Annotated in this window: 17 protein-coding genes; 9 read left to right on the forward strand and 8 right to left on the reverse strand. The window is 60.0% G+C overall.

The genetic code is table 11. From position 1 onward, the window contains the following. Positions 1-22 precede the first annotated feature (22 nt). The 6 genes from DevBK_RS18410 to DevBK_RS18435 all read right to left on the reverse strand — a co-directional run bounded on the left by DevBK_RS18410 (position 23) and on the right by DevBK_RS18435 (position 5,294). Positions 23-1,213, reverse strand: a complete 1,191-nt coding sequence (locus DevBK_RS18410; RefSeq protein ID WP_317186496.1) for an ABC transporter substrate-binding protein — start codon at positions 1,211-1,213, stop codon at positions 23-25. Further along, on the reverse strand, positions 1,210-2,217 hold the full coding sequence (locus DevBK_RS18415) for an ABC transporter ATP-binding protein (RefSeq protein WP_317186497.1): 1,008 nt from the start codon (positions 2,215-2,217) through the stop codon (positions 1,210-1,212). Before DevBK_RS18415 ends, DevBK_RS18410 begins: the two co-directional genes overlap by 4 nt. After that, a complete protein-coding gene (locus tag DevBK_RS18420) occupies positions 2,214-3,299 on the reverse strand; it encodes an iron ABC transporter permease (protein ID WP_317186498.1) in 1,086 nt (361 codons plus the stop codon). The genes DevBK_RS18415 and DevBK_RS18420 overlap by 4 nt, the downstream gene beginning before the upstream one ends. A gap of 108 nt (positions 3,300-3,407) precedes the next feature. Continuing rightward, the gene (locus DevBK_RS18425) at positions 3,408-3,638 is read right to left on the reverse strand and encodes a DUF6894 family protein (protein WP_062629681.1); all 231 of its coding nucleotides are present in this window, start codon (positions 3,636-3,638) and stop codon (positions 3,408-3,410) included. A 64-nt stretch (positions 3,639-3,702) separates the two neighbouring features. Continuing rightward, complete coding sequence (locus tag DevBK_RS18430) at positions 3,703-4,455, reverse strand: Crp/Fnr family transcriptional regulator (protein ID WP_062629680.1); 753 nt, start codon at positions 4,453-4,455, stop codon at positions 3,703-3,705. Between the two features lie 104 nt (positions 4,456-4,559). Then, positions 4,560-5,294, reverse strand: a complete 735-nt coding sequence (locus tag DevBK_RS18435) for a phosphatase PAP2 family protein (RefSeq protein WP_062629679.1) — start codon at positions 5,292-5,294, stop codon at positions 4,560-4,562. A gap of 78 nt (positions 5,295-5,372) precedes the next feature. Here DevBK_RS18435 and DevBK_RS18440 point away from each other — a divergent pair, with 78 nt between their 5' ends. After that, positions 5,373-6,305, forward strand: coding sequence for a diacylglycerol/lipid kinase family protein (locus tag DevBK_RS18440; RefSeq protein ID WP_062629678.1), 933 nt, complete (start codon positions 5,373-5,375; stop codon positions 6,303-6,305). Continuing rightward, positions 6,302-7,129 carry a metallophosphoesterase gene (locus DevBK_RS18445; RefSeq protein WP_317186499.1) on the forward strand — a complete coding sequence of 276 codons (828 nt, stop codon included), beginning with the start codon at positions 6,302-6,304 and terminating at the stop codon, positions 7,127-7,129. Before DevBK_RS18440 ends, DevBK_RS18445 begins: the two co-directional genes overlap by 4 nt. Positions 7,130-7,132: 3 nt before the next feature. Here the strand turns inward: DevBK_RS18445 and treY are convergent, their stop codons facing one another. After that, a complete protein-coding gene (gene treY / locus DevBK_RS18450) occupies positions 7,133-9,772 on the reverse strand; it encodes a malto-oligosyltrehalose synthase (protein WP_317186500.1) in 2,640 nt (879 codons plus the stop codon). Between the two features lie 412 nt (positions 9,773-10,184). Here treY and DevBK_RS18455 point away from each other — a divergent pair, with 412 nt between their 5' ends. The 3 genes from DevBK_RS18455 to DevBK_RS18465 are packed head-to-tail and all read left to right on the forward strand — an operon-like array spanning position 10,185 to position 14,579. Continuing rightward, positions 10,185-10,757, forward strand: coding sequence for a PAS domain-containing protein (locus DevBK_RS18455; RefSeq protein ID WP_317186501.1), 573 nt, complete (start codon positions 10,185-10,187; stop codon positions 10,755-10,757). After that, a complete protein-coding gene (locus tag DevBK_RS18460) occupies positions 10,754-14,191 on the forward strand; it encodes a chemotaxis protein CheB (RefSeq protein WP_317186502.1) in 3,438 nt (1,145 codons plus the stop codon). The genes DevBK_RS18455 and DevBK_RS18460 overlap by 4 nt, the downstream gene beginning before the upstream one ends. Continuing rightward, positions 14,184-14,579 (forward strand): response regulator, encoded by a 396-nt coding sequence (locus tag DevBK_RS18465; RefSeq protein WP_062629675.1) that lies wholly within the window; start codon positions 14,184-14,186, stop codon positions 14,577-14,579. The genes DevBK_RS18460 and DevBK_RS18465 overlap by 8 nt, the downstream gene beginning before the upstream one ends. A gap of 5 nt (positions 14,580-14,584) precedes the next feature. Here DevBK_RS18465 and DevBK_RS18470 read toward each other — a convergent pair whose 3' ends face one another. After that, positions 14,585-15,151 (reverse strand): TetR/AcrR family transcriptional regulator, encoded by a 567-nt coding sequence (locus tag DevBK_RS18470; RefSeq protein ID WP_317186503.1) that lies wholly within the window; start codon positions 15,149-15,151, stop codon positions 14,585-14,587. 152 nt (positions 15,152-15,303) lie between these two features. Between DevBK_RS18470 and DevBK_RS18475 the strand changes: the two genes are divergently transcribed. The 4 genes from DevBK_RS18475 to kdpF all read left to right on the forward strand — a co-directional run bounded on the left by DevBK_RS18475 (position 15,304) and on the right by kdpF (position 20,783). Further along, positions 15,304-16,335 (forward strand): efflux RND transporter periplasmic adaptor subunit, encoded by a 1,032-nt coding sequence (locus DevBK_RS18475; protein WP_317186504.1) that lies wholly within the window; start codon positions 15,304-15,306, stop codon positions 16,333-16,335. After that, positions 16,332-17,405, forward strand: coding sequence for an efflux RND transporter periplasmic adaptor subunit (locus DevBK_RS18480; protein ID WP_317186505.1), 1,074 nt, complete (start codon positions 16,332-16,334; stop codon positions 17,403-17,405). The genes DevBK_RS18475 and DevBK_RS18480 overlap by 4 nt, the downstream gene beginning before the upstream one ends. Then, positions 17,406-20,483 (forward strand): efflux RND transporter permease subunit, encoded by a 3,078-nt coding sequence (locus DevBK_RS18485; RefSeq protein ID WP_317186506.1) that lies wholly within the window; start codon positions 17,406-17,408, stop codon positions 20,481-20,483. A 156-nt stretch (positions 20,484-20,639) separates the two neighbouring features. Then, positions 20,640-20,783, forward strand: coding sequence for a K(+)-transporting ATPase subunit F (gene kdpF, locus DevBK_RS18490; RefSeq protein ID WP_317186507.1), 144 nt, complete (start codon positions 20,640-20,642; stop codon positions 20,781-20,783). The last annotated feature ends 12 nt before the right edge of the window (positions 20,784-20,795 follow it).

Genomic DNA, 20,795 nt, shown 5'->3' on the forward strand with positions numbered 1-20,795 from the left:
AGGGGCTATCCACAGTGTCGCCTTAATCGATCGTGATCGCGCGATTGAACACGCGCTGGTAGCCCGGCAGTTTTTCTGGATAGAGGATCGAGATCAGATCCAGCAGCACCAGATCGGGGCGCATGGTGCCCAGTTCGTAGAACTGCACGCCGCCATTCGGCCCCTTCAATGCATCGGGTATCCATACCTCTCCTGCCTGGGCCGCGGGCAGCGCGGCGAGGCGGGGATTTTCTGCCGCGATATCGGCAAGGCTGCGATAGGTCATTGCCGCCTGGATCCAGACACTTGCCTCCCGCGCGCGGGTCACAAGTTGTTCGAGGTCATGGATTTCGAAGCTACCGGTGCTGGTATTATCAGCAAAGATATAGCGTCCGCCTGCATCGGCAATGAGCTGCGCAATGAATGACTTGCCGCCCGCCGCAAAGAACACGCCACCGAACGCCTGTCCGCTGAGGACAAACGGCTTATCGTCTTCCGCAACTCCTGAGACCAATGCCTCCGCTGCTGCATATCGCTTTGCGACCTCTGCAAAGCTCTCGTCGGCCTTGGCTTCGGCATTGAAGAAAAGCCCCATGAACTTGACCCATTCGGCCCGGCCGAGCGGCGATGTGTCCTGCCAGTCGGCAAAGTTGACGACGGCAATGCCTGTCGCTGCGAGCCGCTGAATTTCGGCCTCGCCACTCCCGCCCGCCATGAACACGTCGGGCCGCGCCGCCACCACGGCCTCGATATCGACGACCCCCGAGGTTTCGTATTCGACCACCCCGGCTGTTTCCATCTGCGCAATGACTTCCGGCGTCGCGATGAAATCTCGCCGGGCTACTCCGGTCAGCGCCTTCAATCCGCCGACGGTGACAAGCGCAGGAGCCTGTGCCGTGCTGCCTGAAAACAGCGACTGAACCGGCACGCTAATCCGCGGCACATTGGCCATGTCCGGTCCGAGGTCCGGGCTTGGCGTGCCGCATTGCACCAGCACATAGTGCTCGGGTTGACCGCCCGGATAGGGCCGGTCGACGGTGACGATTTTGTAATTCCCAAAATACGCGACGGAGAAATTGTCCGAAAATTCGATCTGCGACTTGGCTGCAAAATAGTCCTGCCCCGCCTCGTAAGCGGTAGCGCAGCCCTTCGCGTCGAGCGCAGGCGCCGCCATCGATGGCAACACACTGAAAAGGGCAAGGAGCATGCCGAGAAAAACTCGATTGGAAATCACTGGACGCTTTCTCCCGTTCGCCGAGCAAAGCGGGCAAGGTCTGCAAAGCTCTGTCCCTCCGCCTGCGTGCCGTTTCCTTCTGCCGTCCATCCTTGTTCTCCGACGGTCACGATCAACTCGGCCATGCGCGCATCCGAGGGCGCAAATCCCTCCCGTTCGAGAACTGAACGCGCAAAATCTACTCGGCCTGCAAAACCGGAAACGAAGGCGCGACCGCGAGGATGCGTTCTGATCCTGAAGCTTTGATCGGTTACCGAAAAGGTAACGTTTGGCCCCGAAAACACCGCCGCAAAGGTGTCATCGGCAAGCAGGTCTTCCGGCGCACCGATATGCACGTGGCGCTTGCCATCGATCAACCAGATCGTGTCGGCGGTGCGCAGCGACAGGTCGAGATCATGGCTCGAAAGAATGACCGCAATATTTTGATCGCGCGCCAAATGGCGGAGCATGGCGACCATCTCGACACGCCCTGATACGTCAAGAAATGCCGATGGTTCATCGAGCAACAGAACGGATGGCTTTTGTGCGAGAGCCCGCGCGATCATGAAGCGCTGGCGTTCGCCGTCCGACAATTCGTTGATATCGCGATGTGCCAGATGCGCTGCGCCGACGGAGACAATAGCCTCCCGTACAATCTCTCGATCCGCCTCGCCCAACTGTCCCGCCCAATTCACGTGCGGGTATCGGCCGAGCTCGACCAGCCGAAAAGCCGGCATGGCGCCGATGTTGATGCGCTCTGTGAGCACGACCCCAACGTGCCGGGCCAGCTCGGCAGGTGACATTCGGGCGGTATCACTTCCTGCGATAGCAACGGTTCCGGAGAGCGGCCGCAGGGCCCGCGCCAGGGTCCGCATCAGTGTCGATTTTCCCACTCCGTTGGGACCCAATAGACAAACCATCTCGCTAGGTTGGACGGTCAGGTTGAGCCCGGTCAGAACCGTGCGCTTGTCGCGCCGACGGCCATAGCCGACCGCGAGATCCCTTGCCTCAAGCAGCGCCGTCATCCGACAAAGCCCCCGTTTCGGGCGCGGAGGATCACGAGAACGACGACCGGCGAGCCGATCAGTGCCGTCACTGCATTGAGTGGCAAGACGCCGAATTGGCTTGGCAGCAACGAAATCAATTGCGCGAGGAGGGCGAGGAGAGCGCCAAGCATGATCGAGGCTGGTACCAGAACGCGGTGGTCGGAGGATTTCAACAGAGAGCGTGCGATGTGTGGCACTGCCACACCCAGAAAGCCGATCGGTCCACAAAAAGCGGTTACCGCGCCGGCGAGCATGGACGCTGTCCCCATGGTCACAAGACGCATTGCCTTGGTATTGAGGCCCATGGATTGCGCGTAGGTCTCACCGAGCAGCAGAGCGTTGAGTTGTTTGATGCTGAGGCACGCAATCAGGAGGCCGATGATGACCACCGGCGCCAGCACCTGCAATTGCGTCCAGGTCACCGCGCTGAACGATCCAAATCCCCAGGCGACCCAACGCGCCAATTGGTCTGGCGCCGCCCCAGCCACGAGCAACGTCACGAAGGCGGAAACCGCGTAGCCCGTCATCAAACCAAAAACCAGAACAGTGGTTGGGTTTTGGAGGCGCGCTGCAACAGCCAGCGTCGGCGTCAAAACCAGCAAGGCGCCCAGCGTAGCCGCGATGACTAGGGCAAAACCGGTGCCGATGCCCAAGCCTCCCGTCAAGAAGACGCCGATAGCACTGCCTGAGGCGAGAACGACGAGCGCGACGCCAAGGCTGGCGCCCGAAGTAATGCCGAGAACGAAGGGATCGGCCAGTGGATTGCGCATCATTGTCTGCATTTGAAGCCCGGCAACGCTGAGCGCGGCTCCGGCAAGGCCTGCAGTCATGGCGCGCGGCAGGCGGATGGAGAGGATGATTTCTGCGTCACCCGGGGCATTGCTTGTCTGCCCGGTCAGAACCGCAACGACCGACTGGAGCGGTATGGCGGTGGAGCCGAGGCAGATCGCCAAAATGAACGCGATCAGCAAGAGGATTGATATCACTGCCAATAGAAACATGTGGCGGAGCCGAGCAGACTGACCCAGATCGCCAAGAATAGTGCTGCGTTCCGAAGCCAAGACCGGGTCTCACAAGACGTCACATCGACAGCGGCGAGTTCTAGCAGAGGGTCTAACGGCTTGGCTGCAATTTTGTGCGGATAAGTTCGTCAGGCACAGCGTAACAAACTAAATCGTCGGCTGAAATGTCATCTGCGCCGTGAACAGGGTTTGCCGTTCGGCGTCGGTAACCGTGACGGTTAGGACCAATTCGCCATCCCTTGGAATTTCCTCGGCCGCGATCTCGGCCAAGGCTTTTACGGCTTCCTTGTGGGCCATTTCTTCGTTTTCCAGCTCCTGGCCGATCGTGTCGACACTGACATCATCGTTGGACGCGAAATCGAAGTAGAACCGGGGCATCTAGCGAACTCCTCGGCAGTGAGAAGTGCGCTCTAGTGGCTTGGGTTCCTTCAAAAATCCTTGGCTACAGTTTTGCGGGATTATCCCGGCCCACTCGGCCGTCAAGATAGTGCAGGTAGGAGGGGTCAAACTGCCCAAGTTTGCGCAACTCTTCCCAGCGCAGGATCGACACGATCTGCTGGTCGAAATCCATCACGCCCCGGCCGCGCAGATCCTGCAGGGTCCTGTTGGCGTGTACCATGGAAATCCCCAGAATGTCGCCAAGGTCGGCTTGGGTCAGGGGGAGTGGGAAGGTGTTGTTATCGGTCAGCCCAGCCATGGCGGCGCGGGTGAAGAGCTCGCAGAAAAAATGCGCCATCCGCGACACAGCCTCGGCCTGGCCCAACATCAGCATCCAAGCCCTGAACGCGGCGGAATCGATGAGCGTGTCGCGCCAGAGAAGGGCGTTGAGCGTTGGCGACCGGTCGAGCGCCTCATAGACCGCGTCATGCGGAATACGCGCTATTCGGCAATCGCTGATAGCACTGAGGCTATGGTCCATCCTGTTGAGGTGGAGGCTGTGGAGATCGGGAATATCGCCCGCGGTATGGAGCGAGAAGATCTGACGATTGCCGTTCGGGAGGGTTTTCGAGCGGCAGAGATAGCCGCTGACCACGAGGCAGCAACTCGACGACACCTCGCCATCCGAGACGATCTCGCTCCCCTTGGATAGATCGCTCTCTCGCAACGGTAGGCGCCGCAAGGCGTCGCGGTCGGCGTCGGTCAGTTTGCCGATCGTCTCAAGGCGGTGAAGCAGGGGGTCAATAGCGCTGGTCATAGCTTTCCGGTTTTCCCGACACTATGGACCCAAACGCTCAATCGGCGAGTCGGTCGCAAGTGCAATGAGAGCATCATCTTGCTTGTTTGCTACCAGAGCAAGTCTCAAGCGTCCTCGGGCAGCCCCTGCTGGATGGCGCCGCGACGCTGAAGCATGGTTGCGCACATCACGCAAAACAGCGCCCACGCTGCGCCGAGGCACCACCCCGCCAGCACGTCGCTGGGGTAATGCACGCCCATATAGAGCCGGCTTATGCCAACGATGACGGTCAGGACAATCGCGGCGCTGATGCTGAAGATCCGGAGCGGCCGCGTTGGCGCGAGACGTGCGAGCAAGGCACCGATCGTGAGGAATGTCACGGCCGACAGCATCGCGTGTCCACTCGGGAAGCTCGCGGTGAACTGGGTCGACATCGCGACAAGATCGGGCCGCGGGCGGTTGTACCCCATCTTGAGAAACGTACTGAGCAGCGTTCCGCCAAGCACGGAAACGACGATCATCAGTGCTTCCGTCCGCATGCGTGCGAGAAGCAGGTAACTGCACACGCCAAGGACCAGAAGTCCCAGGATCGCGAAGCTTCCCAGCGACGTCAGATCGCGCACCATCTCATGGACCCAAGCCGGGCCGATGATCTGATCGACATTGTTCGGGTCGCGGAAAACCATGAGGATGGCATTGTCGAAGGCTTCCATTTCGCCTTCGATCATTTCATCCGCAATGCGAAGAAATGCGAGAATGAGCCCCGAGACCAGCGCGATGCCAGTCAAGAGTTTGGCTTCCTTGGTCACGAAGCTGTGGACGCGGCGGTAGTGTTTTGAACGGCTGAGTGTGTCGAACATGGATTTCCTTCGGCGCCTTTGGCAACGCATAGGCTGCCCGCACGTTCCAATGCCAAAGTCTTACCCGGGCCAGGCACCGTGACCAAACACACTTATTACGTCCTATTCAATGCCAATGCCGGAACCGCCATCGCAACAGGCGTTTCCGCCGATTCCATCAAGGATATGTTCGCCTCGCACGAAATGCAGGCAACGATTGACGCACGGACCGACGTGACGCTCAACGTCAGACTTGCCGATGCTATGGCAAGCGATGCATCCGTCATCGTGGCCGCGGGGGGAGATGGCACGATCACGGCGGTCGCGTCCGCCCTTGTCGGTTCTGAGAAAGCCCTGGCTATCCTGCCGCTCGGTACTGTCAATGCGCTCGCCAAGGATCTTCACGTCCCATTGAATCTGCCTGCGGCCATCGCGTCCTTGGCGACGGGTGTAGAGCACCGTATCGATGTCGGCGAGGTCAATGGCCAGATTTTTCTTCATAAGGTCGTTATCGGGCTCATTCCGGGGCTCGCCGCTGGGCGCGAGCATATTCGCGGCAAGCAGACCTTTTCCGCCAAGATCGGCTTTGTGCGTTACTTTTTCCGGCGCCTCTCGCGGGCCAAGCGCCTTGCCATCGCCATCGAACCGCTTGAAGGGGAGCGGCGGCTCGAGCGGGTGCAGGCGATTGCGGTGGCCAGCAATTCCTATGACGAAGGGCTGGGCCAGTTCTTCTCGCGCAGCAGCCTCGATCGTGGGACGCTGACGCTGTACGTGCTGCGGCATCTCAATGCCGGCGACTTTTTCCGTCTCTCCACCAACATGCTGTTCGGCCGCTGGCGCAGCGATGAGGCGCTGTCGATGGAAAGCATCAACGGCGTCGTCATCACCACCAAGAAGGGGCTAGTCAAAGTCATGCTCGACGGCGAAGTCCAGGCGCTGCAGAGCCCGCTCAATTTCTCGATCCGCCCGCGGGCTTTGTCCGTCATCGTCCCGACCGAACTTGCCACTCAATCCACTGTGGAAGCCGCATGAAGATTCTGCATATCTCCGACCTGCATTTCGGCCATCACGATCCAAAGCTGGCCGAAGGCTTTGCCGACGACATCAATGCCCAGCGCCCCGATCTCATCGTTGCGAGTGGGGATTTTACCCAGATCGGCACCAAGGAAGAATTCGAGCAAGCGCGCGAGTTTCTAGACAAACTGAGCGCGCCGGTATTTGCCGTTCCGGGCAATCACGACGTGCCAGCCGTCAACATCTTCCGACGCTTCCTAAATCCCTACGGGTTTTACAAGAAGTACATTTCGCCCGACCTCGAGCCCTTCCTCGAAATGGACGGCGTCGCGCTTGTTGGCATGCGCACATCACGTCGCGCGCGGCTTGAGTGGAATTGGGGGCATGGCACGATCTCGCGTGGCCAACTCGAAGATCTCGACGAGCGCTTTGCCAAGGCCTCATCCAACGCCGTACGCGTCATTGTGGCCCACCATCCTCTGCTCTTTCCCACCGAGCCGATGATCCAAAAAACCAAGCGGGTAAAGCGAGCGGACGATGCGCTCGAAACGTTCGCCAACCTTGGCGTGCGCCTTGTTCTTTCGGGGCACTTTCATCTGTCTTATGTGCGTAAACACGAGCAGACGGACAAACGGCGCGAGGGCCAGCCCATGGGCCTGAGTAAATCCGTCGTCGCGCCCATCCTGATTGCCCAGGCGTCCTCGGCCATCTCAACTCGCCTGCGGGGCGAGCCGAATGCCTATAACCTCATCGATATCAGCAATGAGCTGATCACCGTGACGGTGCGCGAGTGGCGCGACGGGCAATGGCATACCCGCGACCGCGCCACCGAGCCAGTCTGACCCTCAGGCCAGCCGCAACACTGCGGCTGGCATCTCGCCAAGGATTTCGTTGAGCGAACCACTGTCGACTTCGCGGCCAGTGAACACATTGGTCCAGTCTCCTGCCGCCAGTTCGCTTGGCAATTGCACCTTTAGATCCGGTGTATCTTCCGGCAGCCCCAGCCACGCCAGAACCAGAATGGCCGCATCGCCATCGCGCCGCAGGAAGCCGACCGCGCGCGAATTTTCCTCGTCGAAAGCGATCGGCTCGTAACGGCCCTTGGCAAAGAGGTTTGGGATCTCCTTGCGAAGAGCCAAGAGCCGGCTGATCACGCCAAGCTTGGTCTTGCCGCTGGTCCAATCGGCCATGGTCTCGCTGAGATCATTGGGCAGCGCGTTCAGCAGTGCCGTACGCTCGGCAAAATCGACTGGGCGACGGTTGTCAGGGTCGACCATGCTCTGCTCATAGAGCTCGGCGCCTTGATAGATGTCGGGCATGCCCGGCACGGTCAGCTTTAGCGTCGCGGCGATGATGCTGTTCCGCGCGCCAAGCGGCCCAATCTCGTCCGCAAAGGCGCGGAAATCGGCCAGGAACTCGCCATCTGGATCAAGTGTCTGATCGACCACCGCCATCAGTGCGCCTTCGTAGTCCTCCGAGTTTGCCGTCCAAGTCGTATGCCGCCGTGCTTCGCGGACAGCCTTGGTCATGGCGCCTCTTGTGCGCTCGCGGAATGTTTCCAGTTTGTCTGGATCGATCGCGCCCAAGCCCGCAAATTCCGCTGGCCAGGCGCCAAGCAGTTGCTGGAAGAAATAATAGAGGTCGTTGGCGTCGATCTCCTCGCCGAAATGGGCCCGCCATTCGCTGACCTTTGCTATCCATTCTTCCGGTAGCAGCGACACCGCGGCGATCCGGGAGCGGACATCTTCACCGCGCTTGGTATCGTGGCTCGAGCTCGTCAGCATGCCGCCGGGGAAATTTGCGGCGCGATCGCGGTTGAATGCGTGGAACTGATCGGGACTGGCCGAGAACTGGTCCGGCCGCTCGCCGACATCCGACAGGGCAATCAGGCGGTTGTAGCGATAGAGCGCCGTATCCTCGAGACCCTTGGCCATGGCAGGCCCCGTAAACTGCTGGAGGCGCATCGCCGTTTCGAGCACGTGGTCGCCCTCGATATTGAGGAGCGCGACATCCCTGAGGAAATCAAACAAGGCCCCATCCAGCGACGGCGCCATCGTCTGCGCTTCGGCCAGCGCGTCTTCGACATCGTCCCGGTCGCTCGCCGTCGTGTCGCCGTCGACATAGGTTCGATAGACCGAAAGACAGGATAAAAAATGCCGAAGAGCGTTGCGGATACCGTTGCGCGTAAGATCTGCCGATGCCCTGTGGCTTCCAGCAATCGCAGTGAGCCGCGTCGTCAGGGCGTCAAGCTCGGCCGACATTTCATAGTCGATGATCTCGAGCTTGGCTTCCCGCTCCAGCACGTCGAGCGTGCCCGTCTCGCCGGTAAAATCGCGATAAAACTCGGTCAGCGTTCCTTCTGCCGCAGGGTCGACAAGCAATTGAGCCGTCACATTGGCAAATTCATAGCCCGTCGTGCCGTCGATATCCCAATCCGACCGCAAAGCCTCGCCGGGCGCGAGGATTTTTTCGACGACGAGATAGATTGGTCGCGGGCAAGCTTGCCGCAGCCGCAACGTATATTGCTTGGGGTCGTAGAGGCCATCGATATGGTCTATGCGCAAGCCCTCGACCAAGCCCTCTTCGACAAGCTGGAATATCAGCTTGTGGGCATGGTCGAAGACCTCCTGCCGCTCGATACGGATCGCCGCGAGATCGGAGACGATGAAGAAGCGACGATAATTGATTTCGTCCGCACCGACGGAGTAGCGCGCCGCGCGCCAGTTCTGCTTGGCGATCAGCTCCGCGAGATCCTGCCGCCCCGCTTCGCTGTTGAAGTGCTGAACTGCCATCTCGATGCCCGGGGCGCGAGCCTCTGCCAACCGCGTCTTCAGCTGCGCTGCGACATCCTGATCGACGCCCCAGCCGGAGAGCAGGGCCTCGTCTATGTCGCCTGCATGTTTGAGGATTTCCGCATAGTGCCGTGGGTCGATCGGCAATTTGTGCGTGTCTTCAGCCCAGATCGCAAAGCTACCTGTGGCATCATCAAACTTGAGGGACATGCGTCCCGTTTCAATTGCCTCGCCCAGCGCAGAGCCGAGGAATGGCATGAGAACCTTATCCTGCAGCGATGGTTCAGACGGCGCCCAGTTTATGTCGAACCAATAGGCATAGCGGCTATCGCGCCCCCATTCGAGCACGTTGAGCCAATAGGGGTTTTCCGCCCCGCCAATGCCCATGTGGTTGGGCACGATATCGAGGATGATGCCAATTCCCTCGCGCCGAAGCGCCGCCGCCATTTGCCTGAGGCCGTCGAGCGTGCCGAGTTCTGGGTTGACGAGCGTATGGTCGACCGTGTCATAGCCATGCATGCTGCCGGGCCGCGCTTTGAGAATTGGCGAGAGATAGGCGTGGCTGATGCCTAGCCGGCCAAGGTACGGCGCCAGTTTCTCGGCGTCTGAAAATCCAAAATCCTTGTTAAGCTGCAGACGATAGCTGGCGCGGGGGACGGGACGCTCGTCCCGGTCAGAGGCGTAAACAGGCATTGCAAAACCTTGGCTAACGCATGTGCCTACGGAAGCGAGAAGTCTCGTCCGCAAGAGCGTCATGCGCATAAACAACAGGCTGCGACAGGCAGCCTACGACAATGGCAATCCAACGAGCCGGGTTCCGGGCATGTGCATGGGAGGGGCAGCGCGTCTCGGAAAGCCCTCGGCGCCGCACTAACAATACTGATAACTAAGCGGACGGACCGGTTATCGCCTTAATTTGTTTGGACAAAATCTATCTGCCCGAAGTTCATTGCCTCGGGTGGTCCGCAATTCCTGCCCCAATCCGTCGTTTCTCGCGACACGTGTCGGGCAAAGGGATAAGAACCTCTGGCCCTTGATGTGCATTCTCTGGCAGAACCGTCTTACTCGATCTGGCCCGGTCCATGATCCAACATTGGAGACTCTCGTGGCAGATCAGCAGATCACTCCGGAATTGGCCAATTATATCAGCAGCGCCCGGGTCGCCCTGGCTCTCGCCGATGTCAACGACGACCATCGTCTGGTCATGGTCAATACGGCTTTCTGTGATCTGACGGGCTATGGCAGCGACGAAGTCGTCGGGCAGAATTGCCGCTTCCTTCAGGTGTCGCGGTCGCGGGGTAAATCCGAAAATGTCGACGCGTTGACCGACATCCGCCGTTTCCTCTCTGAACCAGACGTCCAGACGGTGCGTACACCCATCGTCAACTTCACCAAGGACGACAAGCCCTTTGTCAATTTGCTTTTCATGTCAAAACTCAAGGGACCGAGCGGAACGACGCGCTACATATTTGCCTCGCAGTTCGATGTGAGCCGGTCGCATCTTTCCATGCTCGACAGCTATGATCTGCAATTGTCGCAAGCCATTTCGGGTCTCTCACCCGTGCTGCAGGAAAGCGGCATGATCATCGAAGGCTCACTTGCAACCATCGCCAATTCTGCCGCCATGATCGCTCAGGCAAAAATGATCCTTTCCCAGTTGGAGGCGTCCAACTCGTGACCCTCAACCAACCCGCGGTGACGACAGACATCGAGGAAGACTCCACTGTGCCGGTTATCGGCATCGGTGCATCAGCGGGCGGGTTGGAAGCGCTCCGCGACATGTTTGCAGCAGCCGGCACATCGCCGGGCATGTGCTTTGTCGTGGTGCAGCATCTCGACCCCAACCACGAAAGCATGATGGCTCAGTTGATCGATCGGCACACCGAGCTGATCGTCAAGCAATGCGAGGGTGGTGAAAAGGTCGAGGCCGATACGGTCTATATCATTCCGCCGGGCCATGGCCTTGCCATCGTGGATGGTCACCTGACCCTGACCGATTTCGAGCAGCCGCGTGGCCTTCGGCGGCCTATCGATGACTTCTTCATTTCGCTTGCGCTCGACCAGACGACCAACGCAGCTTGTGTCATCCTCTCAGGCACGGGTGCCGACGGCACCACGGGTCTGCGGGCCATCAAGGAGCATGGCGGCATTAGTGTCGTCCAGGAGCCGGGCACCGCGAAATATGATGGCATGCCGCTTTCGGCCGTGGGAACGGGCCTGGTCGATTTCGTTGCCGCACCCGCCGAGATCGTTGGCCGGCTCCAGTCCTTCTTCAACCGCCACAAGGTCGACAAACACGATCAGGCCGAAGTTGTCGCCGATCATGTCGATGAACTCTGCCGCGTCTTGAGGACTGCTGTCGGACACGATTTTTCCGGTTACAAGCGTTCGACCCTCGTGCGTCGCGTCGAACGGCGCATGCATGTCCTCGGCATAGCCAAAGGCCGGGATTATCTTGATCGGACGCGCACCGACCGCGCCGAATGCGAGGCATTGTTCCGCGACCTTCTCATCAATGTTACGCGCTTTTTCCGCGATGAAGCCATTTTCCGGCAGGTTGCCGAAGAGGCGATCAAGCCGCTCGTCTCAGCCGATGCCGATGAAGATGGTATCCGGGTCTGGATACCGGGATGCTCGTCTGGCGAAGAAGCCTATTCCTATGCCATGCTCTTTGCCGAGGCTGCGGAAACCCTCAACCGGCCGCTGACGGTACAGATCATTGCCACGGACATCGATGAGCAGATGCTGCAGATTGCGCGGGATGGGTCATATCCCAATTCCGCCATGGCCGACATTCCGGCCCGATTGCGCGAGAAGTATACGGTCCCCCACAAAGACCATTTTACCATCGCCTCGCACATTCGCGATCTCATTCGCTTTTCCAATCATAGCGTCGTCAAGGATCCGCCGTTCTCGCGCATCGATCTCGTGTCGTGCCGAAACCTGCTGATCTATTTCAATGACAAGCTGCAGCAGTCGGTCCTGCCGCTGCTGCACTATGCATTGAAGCCGGGTGGCTTTCTCGTGCTCGGTCCGTCGGAGACCGTCGGCCGTTTCGACAATCTCTTCCCAGCCGTCAACGCCCAAGCGCGCATCTTCAAGCGCTCCAACACGTCACCGAGCTATCCCATGGAGCTGCCTGGCGGACGGGGTGAAGCGGCGCCGCGTCGCGCTGATCGCGACACAAGCGAAGTGACTCGTGTGATCAAGGAAGGTGGTCTTGCCAAATCGCGGCTGATGGAGCGCTATGTTCCAGCAAGCCTCGTTGTCGATGGCGAAGGGCTGATCGTTGCTGCCTATGGCCGGCTGGGCCGTTTCTTCGATTTTCCCGTCACCCCGATGGATACGGCGAGCGCGACGTCTTTGGCGCGTCCCGGTCTTCGCAATACCATTACCCCGCTGCTGCGACAGGCCAAGGAAGCCAAGCGCCGCGTTGTCAGCCGCGACGTCAAGGTGCAGTCAGATTTCGGCACGGTGACCGCTGAGGTCGTCTGCGATCCCTTGGCTGATGGCACCTTCCTCTTCGTGTTCCAGGAATCCGCGCCCTTCGCTATGTTTACCGATGGCGACACGCTGGCGGAAAGCGATGGCGATGAACATCTCGAAGCCATCGAGAGCGAACTGCGCCTGACCCGTCACCGCCTTCGTTCCGCCGTGGAAGAGCTCGAAACGGCCAATGAGGAGCTCAAAAGCTCCAATGAAGAAATGATGTCGATGAACGAGGAGCTTCAATCGACCAATGAAGAGCTCTCGACCGTCAACGACGAGCTCAAGACCAAGGTCGATCAGATTTCCGTCGTCAACGCCGACCTCAGAAATTTCCTCGATTCAACCGATCTCGCCGTTATCGTTCTCGATCGCGACCTGCGGGTCCGCAGTTTCACCAATGCCGCAACGACAGTCTTCCCGCTGCAAGCCGGCGACCGTGGCCGTTCGCTCTCCGAAGTCGCAAGCCGTCTGGCCTCGCCCGATTATCTCGACGATGCCCAGCGTGTGGCGGAAACAGGCGAGTCGATCCAGCGACGCGTGCTGAGCCAAGACGGTCGTCGGACCTTTGCGCTCAAGATCCGTCCCTATCGCCTCGCATCCAATGAGATCGATGGGGCCATGCTGGTTCTCACCGAACTGACAGATCTCCTCTCCATGGAGCGCGAGCTCGAGCAGGGCCGTGAACGCCTTGATATGGCGGTCCGCACCGCCGGAATTGGCGTCTGGGAATATAGCCCGCTAACGGGTCGAGCCATTCTCGACAATTTTGAATTGGCCAATTTCGGCATCTATGAGCGCGATGGCGCGGTCGATGATCTGATCAACTACGTTTTCCCCGCCGACCGTAGGGTGGTGAAGGAAAAGCTCCACGACGCCTCGCTTGGCCGCGGTGATTTCGAAGCGACCTTCCGTATTCAATCGGCGACCGCTGGTCTTCGCTGGGTCCGAGCCTTTGGCCGTCTGATCGACGATAACGGTGAGCGTCGCCTGATTGGCGTGACCATCGACGTCACGCCGGAGCACCAATTGGCCGAAACGCGCGACGTGATGCTGCGCGAGATGAACCACCGCGTAAAAAACCTCTTCGCGCTCATCGCCGGGATGATCCGCATCGCGTCGCGTCGTTACGAGAAGGTCGGCGACATGGCCGAGGACATCGGCTCGCGTATCGCCGCGCTTGGCCGGGCCCACTCGCTGTCGACCAGTGCGCAAGGCGAGCAGTCGGCCAATATCAAGGACCTCATACTGGCAACGCTTGCCCCCTACGAGGGCCATGCGCAAATCCATTCGTCAGGGCCAGTGCTGGAGGTTAAGGCATCGGCCATCTCGTCCTTTGCCCTCATCATCCACGAATGGGCCACCAATTCCGTCAAATATGGCGTCCTCGGTCCCGAGCCGGGGAACCTTTTGGTGGAATGGTCTGTTCATGACCACCGGCTGTCCCTCGAATGGACAGAGCAGCGGGTGACCGCTGTACCGCACATTGAGAGTTCCGGTTTCGGAACGATCCTTATGGAGACCTCGGCGCGACAATTGGCGGGCGAACTGATCACCACAGTGGATGACAATCGCCTGAAACACGAGTTAAGCGTGCCGACTTCGGTAATTGAGTTAGATGAATAACAAGATCTTGCTGGTCGAAGATGAGCTTCTTACAGCGATGGACGTTGAAGACACCCTGCGTGAAGCGGGCTGGGATGTAGACGGTCCGTTCTCCAGCGTTCGCAATACCCTTCGTTATCTCGAGAATAATTTGCCGCTATGCGCGGTTCTCGATGTGCGTCTTGAAGACGGGGAAGTCCTGCCTGCCGCCGATGTGCTGGCAGAGGCGGGCGTCCCGATTGTTTTTCACTCCGGCCATGCCAGCCACGACCAACTCTCGTCGCGCTATCCCGATGCCTCGTTTTGTGACAAGCCGGCTTTGCCGCAAATGCTTGCCCAAGCTGTCGAGCAGGCTGTTGATCGCGTGCGTGGCAGTCTAGACGAATTGCAGGCCGTCCGCGCCACCTGATGGGGTTAGCGCCCCTCAAAACTGAGCGTTGAAACCAGTGTCGCAATCCGTTGAGCCAGTTTTTCTGCTGGCTCCACAGGTTCGGTTCTGAGCCAGTTGATGGCGAGCCAGCTTAGTCCGCCCGCAAAGAAGCGGTTCACTGTCTGGGCGTAGACCGGGCTCGCTTCCGAAGGTGCGATATGGCTGGGAACGAGCCGTGTTCCCGTCAGCGAAACCAGGTCATCGAAAAAGCTCGCATTTCCGGCCTCTTCCATAACTCGCACAAAGAAAGTGCGGTGTTTTGCGAGATAGGCGAAAATTTCCATCGCCTCCTTTTCGACATGGGCCCGCATCGCCTCGCCTGACAGTTCCTCATTTTCCTCTGAATGCGCCAGAGCCTCATCAAGGCGCATGAAGGCAGCCGCGCGCGCTGCGGCGGCGAGATCTGGAAAATGCTGGTAGAATGTGGGGCGCGTGACGGCAGCTTTTGTTGCGACCTGCGTAATAGAGAGGCCGGACAGAGGTCCTGCGTCCAGCAGTTCAATGACAGCGTCCAAAATGGCGCCGCGGGATCGTTCGAGACGAGCGTCCATGGGTCCTTGCATAACCTACTTTACAATCGTAAATCTATGCCGTAATTTTACATCTGTCAAATAGGCGGCAGTATGGCCGCAGCCAGTCGGAGAGCTCGCATATGCGGTCCCGTTCATCATCAATCCTTCGATCCGCCACGGTAGTCGCGGTCATGGCGTCCCTTTCCGCGTGCAGTTCCAGCGCCACCCCGCCGGAAAAGCCGCTGGCGCTGGTGCAGGTTCAGTCTGTTGCACTTTCCGATGTTGCCAAGTCGCTCAAGATCACCGGAGCCGTTCAATCGCGTGCCGAGACGCCGGTCGCGTTTTTGACCGCGGGGCAACTGACCGAGCTTGGCGCCAAGATCGGCGAGGCTGTGACCAGAGGCCAGGTTCTCGCGCGCCTCTCCTCGCAGGAGCAGGAAGCGGACGTCGAAGCGGCCGCTGCCGGCCTTCAGGCCGCCGAAGTGCGGCTGAAGCAGGCCAACGCGACGCTCGATCGTCAGAAATCGCTGTTCGACCAAGGGCTGACCACGAAGAGCGCCTTCGATGGTGCGCAGACCGCATTGGAAACCGCCAGCAATTCCCGTGACAGCGCCCAGGCCCAGCTTGATCTGGCGCAGGAAAGCGCCGGCTATACCGAACTCAAGGCACCGGCCGATGGCGTCATCATCCGTCGACTGTACGAGATCGACGAGGTGGTCCAGGCCGGCTCCCCGGTTTACGTCATCGCTGAAAACGGCCCGCGCAAGGCGGCGCTCAATGTGCAGGAAACTGCGATTGCGCGTTGGGACAGGTCGAGGCCGGTGCAGGTGTCGCTGGTCTCCAATCCTGCGATCTCGACGACCGGAACGGTAACAGAAGTAGCTCCCTCACTCGATGCGACCGGCACGGTTCAGGTCAAGGTGACGCTCGACGACGGCTCGAAAATGCCTTTGGGATCAGCGGTAACGGCGGTGCTGTCCTGGCCTGCGGAAACCCGCATCGATCTCCCCGCGAGCGCCCTTTGGCAGACGGGCGAGGTGGCACAGGTCTGGGTGGTGGACGCGCAGAACATCGTCGCGCTCAAGCCCGTCGAAATCGAATCCTACGGCACCGACGATGTGGTGATCAGCAGCGGCCTCGAGCCCGGTGATCGCGTCGTCGTCTCCGGCACGCAATTCCTTTCACCCCAGCAAAAAGTCGATGTTCAGGACCTCGGCGCATGAACAAGTTTTATTCCATCGCCCTTACCCTGGTGCTCGCCAGCACCTTGGCTGCCTGCAGTTCCGAGGCGCCACCAGAAGCGCCGATCCGCCCGGTGCTCTCCATTGTCGCCGGGCCCAACAGCGCCGCGGTCGCTGGCTTTGTCGGGGTCATCGAGCCGCAAGTCTCGGTGGACCAATCCTTCCGTGTTGGGGGCACGCTCGTGACCCGCACAGCCGAAGTCGGCGATACCGTCAGCATCGGCGACCCCATCGCAACGCTCGACGCCACCACCTACGATCTTTCGCTCGAAACGGCGCGCGCCAATCTCCAGACCGCTCAGGCGCAATATGACAATGCCGCCGCCAGCGAAGGCCGGCTGCGCACGCTCAACCAGAGTGATGTCATTTCGACGTCCAATCTTGAAGAATCCGAACAACAGACGGAAGCGGCCCGTGCCGGTCTCGTTCAGGCTCAATCCCGCGTCAAACAGGCCGAGGAGCAATTGGCCTATACTGGCCTCAAAGCCTCGATCGACGGCGTCGTGACCGCCATTGGTGCCGAGCCCGGCGCGATTGTCGCTGCCGGCCAGGCCGTGGTCACCATTGCCCAGCCGCAGGATCGCGATCTCGTCATCGATGTGCCCGAAGAAGTGGTGCAGGGCCTCTCGCTGGGCGATCGGTTCGCGGTCGTGCCGCAGCTTGCAGCCGATGTCGCTGCCGATGGGACACTGCGCGAAATCGCGCCGCAGGCCGATCCCGTGACCCGCACCTGGCGCCTCCGCATCGGCCTTGAAAATCCATCGCAGGATTTCTGGCTCGGCACCACCGCAAGCGCTGTTCCGCAAGGTGGCGTGAGCGGGGCGATCGAACTCCCCCAGGTGGCCATCAAGACCGTCGATGGCGCGACCAGCATTTTCGTCGTCAACGAAACCGATGCGACCGTCAGCCAACGCAACGTCACCGTTGCGCCGGCCGCCAACGGCTTCGTGACTATCCAATCCGGCTTGGAGTCAGGGGAGCGGGTCGTCATTGCCGGGGTCAATAGCCTTGCCGATGGCCAGAAGATCAAGCTCGAGCAGGAGAGCAAGTAAATGAAGGGCTTCAACCTCTCCGATTGGGCGCTCCAGCATCGCTCGCTCGTCTGGTATTTCATGGCCGTAGCTCTGGTCGCCGGCGTCTTTTCCTATCTCCATCTCGGACGCGAGGAAGATCCGGCCTTCACTATCCGCACTATGGTCATCGTTGCCCAATGGCCGGGTGCGTCGGCCGAAGTAGTGACCGATCAGGTCACCGAACGGATCGAGCGCGAACTCCAGGATTTGCAGACGCTCGACTATAGCCGCTCGGTCACGGTTGCCGGCAAGACGACCGTCTACGTCACGCTGCGCAATGAGACCCCTGCCGCCACCGTCCGTTCGGTGTGGGAAGAAGTGCGCTCGATGATTGGCGACATCGCATATACTTTCCCCCAAGGCGTGCAGGGCCCGTTCTTCAACGATCGGTTTGGCGACGTCTATGGCAATATCTTCGCGTTCACCGGCGATGGCCTGACGCAGCGCCAATTGCGCGACTATGTCGAAGACGCCCGTTCGAAAATTCTCACGCTCCCCGAAGCCGGCAGTGTGGAACTCGTCGGCGCGCAGGATGAAAAGGTCTTCCTTGAATTTTCGACCCGCCAGCTTGCCGCCCTCGGCATCAGCGAGGCCGAGGTTATCGCGACGCTGCAGGATCAGAACGCGATCACATCGTCCGGCGTCGTTCAGGCCGGTTCACAGCGCGTCGTCGTTCGTGTCGGCGGTCAGTTCACCTCCGACGAGAGCCTCAAGAACATCAATCTCCGGCTCGGCGAGCGCTTCTTCCGCCTCGTTGACGTCGCGACCATCAGCCGGGGCTATACCGACCCCCCGACCGCGCTATTCCGCTACAATGGCCAGCCGGCAATCGGCCTTGCCATCGGCATGAGGGCAGGGGGCAATCTGCTCGAATTCGGCGAAGGCCTCGAACATGAGGTTGACCGGATCGTCGCGGAACTGCCCTATGGCGTCGAAATCCATCGCGTTTCCGATCAGCCGCATGTGGTCGAAGAAGCCGTCAACGGCTTCACCAAGGCGCTCTTTGAAGCCGTCGCCATCGTCCTGATCGTCAGCTTTGTCAGCCTTGGCCTCCGAGCGGGCATGGTTGTCGCGCTGTCGATCCCGCTCGTCTTGGCGATCACCTTCCTCGCGATGTCCTATCTCGGCATCTCGCTCCAGCGTGTTTCGCTTGGTGCGCTGATCATTGCGCTGGGCCTCCTCGTCGACGACGCGATGATTGCGGTCGAGATGATGGTCTCAAAGCTCGAAGCGGGAGAGAGCCTCCGCAACGCGGCGACGGCCGTCTATACCTCGACAGCCTTCCCGATGCTGACCGGGACGCTAGTGACCGTCGCGGGCTTTATCCCGATCGGCCTCAATCCGAGCCAAGCGGGTGAATTCACCTATACCCTCTTCGTGGTGCTCGCGATTTCGCTCATCGTGTCCTGGGTCGTTGCAGTGCTGTTTACGCCTCTTCTTGGTGTCTCCATTCTGCCCAAGCAGATGAAGCACAAGGGGCACGGCAAGGGCCGCCTTTTGACGGGCTTTTCCAATCTCATCGAAGGCGCTATGCGGCTCAAATGGCTGACCATAGCCTTCACCGTCGCGCTCTTCGGTGTCTCCGTCTATGGGCTCACCCATGTGCAGCAACAATTCTTCCCGTCTTCGGATCGCCCTGAACTGATCGTCGATTGGCACCTGCCGCAGAATGCGTCGATCGCCGAAACCCAGGCGCAGATCGCCAAGTTCGAGAGCGAAGCGCTGATCGGCAATGCCAATATCGACCACTTTTCGAGCCATGTTGGGGAGGGCGCCCCGCGCTTCGTCCTGACACTCGACGTTCCAGCCGGCCGGCCCTCGCTTGGCCAGACCGTGATCGTCACCAAGAGCATCGATGTCCGCGATCAGGTGAAGGAGGAGATCGAAGCCTATCTCCGCACGACTTTCCCCGGCACCGATACCTATGTCGGCACGCTCTCGCTTGGCCCACCGGTATCCCGCCCGATCCAGTACCGCGTCAGTGGTCCCGATATCGAAACCGTCCGCACGCTTTCCCAGCAGCTCTCGGCCAAGATCAGCGAAAATCCCAATCTCGGGCTCGTTCGCTATGATTGGATGGAGACCATGCGGGTCGTCGAAGTTGATGTGCTCCAGGACAAGGCGCGCCAACTTGGCATCACCAATGCCGATATCGCCAATGGTCTCAACGGTATTTCGAGCGGCCAGCCGATCACCCAGATCCGCGACAGCATCTACCTCGTCACCGTTGTAGGCCGGGCGGAGGCAGCCGAACGTGACTCGCTCGAAACGCTGCAGAACCTGCAGCTTTCGACGGGTGATGGCCGGGCGATTCCGCTCTCATCGGTCGCAACGCTATCCTATACTCAGGAGCATCCGATGATCGTCCGGCGCAATCGCGTCCCAACGCTCACCGTCAGTGCCGACGTGCTCGGCCATCTCCAGCCGGCAACCGTTGCTGCCGGTCTGAAGCCTGCAGTCGATGCTTTCAGCGAGACGCTGCCCGCCGGCTATTCGATTGCCGTAGGCGGCACAGTCGAGAGCAGCGCCGAATCCACGGCACCGATCATCGCGGTCGTTCCGCTCATGCTCTTCGTCATGGCGACCGTGTTGATGCTGCAATTGCAAAGCTTTTCGCGACTCTTCCTCGTCGTCGCCGTGGCGCCGCTTGCCTTGATCGGTGTGGTCGCTGCGCTGCTGCCGTCGGGCAAGCCGCTTGGCTTTGTCGCCATTCTCGGCATTCTGGCGCTGATCGGCATTCTCGTGCGCAATTCGGTTATCCTGATCGTCCAGATCGAGCATTTGCGGAGCGAAGGCATAGCGGCCTGGAAAGCGGTGGTGGAAGCCACCGAGCATCGCGTCCGCCCGATCCTCCTCACCGCGTTGGCCGCAAGCCTTGGGCTGATACCGATCGCTACCGAAGTGTTCTGGAGCCCCATGGCCTTTGCCATGATCGGCGGCATCCTCGTCGGCACTATGCTGACGCTGGTTTTCCTGCCGGCACTCTATGTCACCTGGTTCAGGATCAAGCCCGAACCAGACACGCCGCGCGAAGACGTCGCGTTAGTCCAGGCGTGATCTTGAGAAGGCCCGCACATGATGCGGGCCTTCGCTTTTATGGAATCTTTATACCGCCGCCATCCAATCCATATGGAAGCTTGAGGCGCCGCGGATGCAATGGAGAGGCTCCAGTCGGAGTTCTGTCCATGCTCGATATTCTCTTCATCTTTGTTGGTGCCGCAATACTCGCCGCTCTCGCGGGCTATGCGCTGGCGCTCGATCGGCTTTAGCCCTGCCATGTTGCTTGTCTCATTCCTCGTCGCGCTGGCGCTTGCCGTCTATCTCCTGGTGACGCTGCTGCGTCCCGAGCGGTTCTGACCGGATCGGAGT

The sequence above is a fragment of the Devosia sp. BK genome, assembly GCF_032907385.1.
Classification (GTDB): domain Bacteria; phylum Pseudomonadota; class Alphaproteobacteria; order Rhizobiales; family Devosiaceae; genus Devosia.

Excerpts from the sequence above, each read along its gene's own strand:
- DevBK_RS18465 (WP_062629675.1), top strand. The coding sequence starts at position 14,184 with ATGAATAACAAGATCTTGCTGGTCGAAGATGAGCTTCTTACAGCGATG.
- DevBK_RS18470 (WP_317186503.1), bottom strand. The coding sequence starts at position 15,151 with ATGGACGCTCGTCTCGAACGATCCCGCGGCGCCATTTTGGACGCTGTC.
- DevBK_RS18480 (WP_317186505.1), top strand. The coding sequence starts at position 16,332 with ATGAACAAGTTTTATTCCATCGCCCTTACCCTGGTGCTCGCCAGCACC.
- DevBK_RS18485 (WP_317186506.1), top strand. The coding sequence starts at position 17,406 with ATGAAGGGCTTCAACCTCTCCGATTGGGCGCTCCAGCATCGCTCGCTC.
- DevBK_RS18445 (WP_317186499.1), top strand. The coding sequence starts at position 6,302 with ATGAAGATTCTGCATATCTCCGACCTGCATTTCGGCCATCACGATCCA.
- DevBK_RS18425 (WP_062629681.1), bottom strand. The coding sequence starts at position 3,638 with ATGCCCCGGTTCTACTTCGATTTCGCGTCCAACGATGATGTCAGTGTC.
- treY (WP_317186500.1), bottom strand. The coding sequence starts at position 9,772 with ATGCCTGTTTACGCCTCTGACCGGGACGAGCGTCCCGTCCCCCGCGCC.
- DevBK_RS18475 (WP_317186504.1), top strand. The coding sequence starts at position 15,304 with ATGGCGTCCCTTTCCGCGTGCAGTTCCAGCGCCACCCCGCCGGAAAAG.
- DevBK_RS18435 (WP_062629679.1), bottom strand. The coding sequence starts at position 5,294 with ATGTTCGACACACTCAGCCGTTCAAAACACTACCGCCGCGTCCACAGC.
- DevBK_RS18415 (WP_317186497.1), bottom strand. The coding sequence starts at position 2,217 with ATGACGGCGCTGCTTGAGGCAAGGGATCTCGCGGTCGGCTATGGCCGT.
- DevBK_RS18430 (WP_062629680.1), bottom strand. The coding sequence starts at position 4,455 with ATGACCAGCGCTATTGACCCCCTGCTTCACCGCCTTGAGACGATCGGC.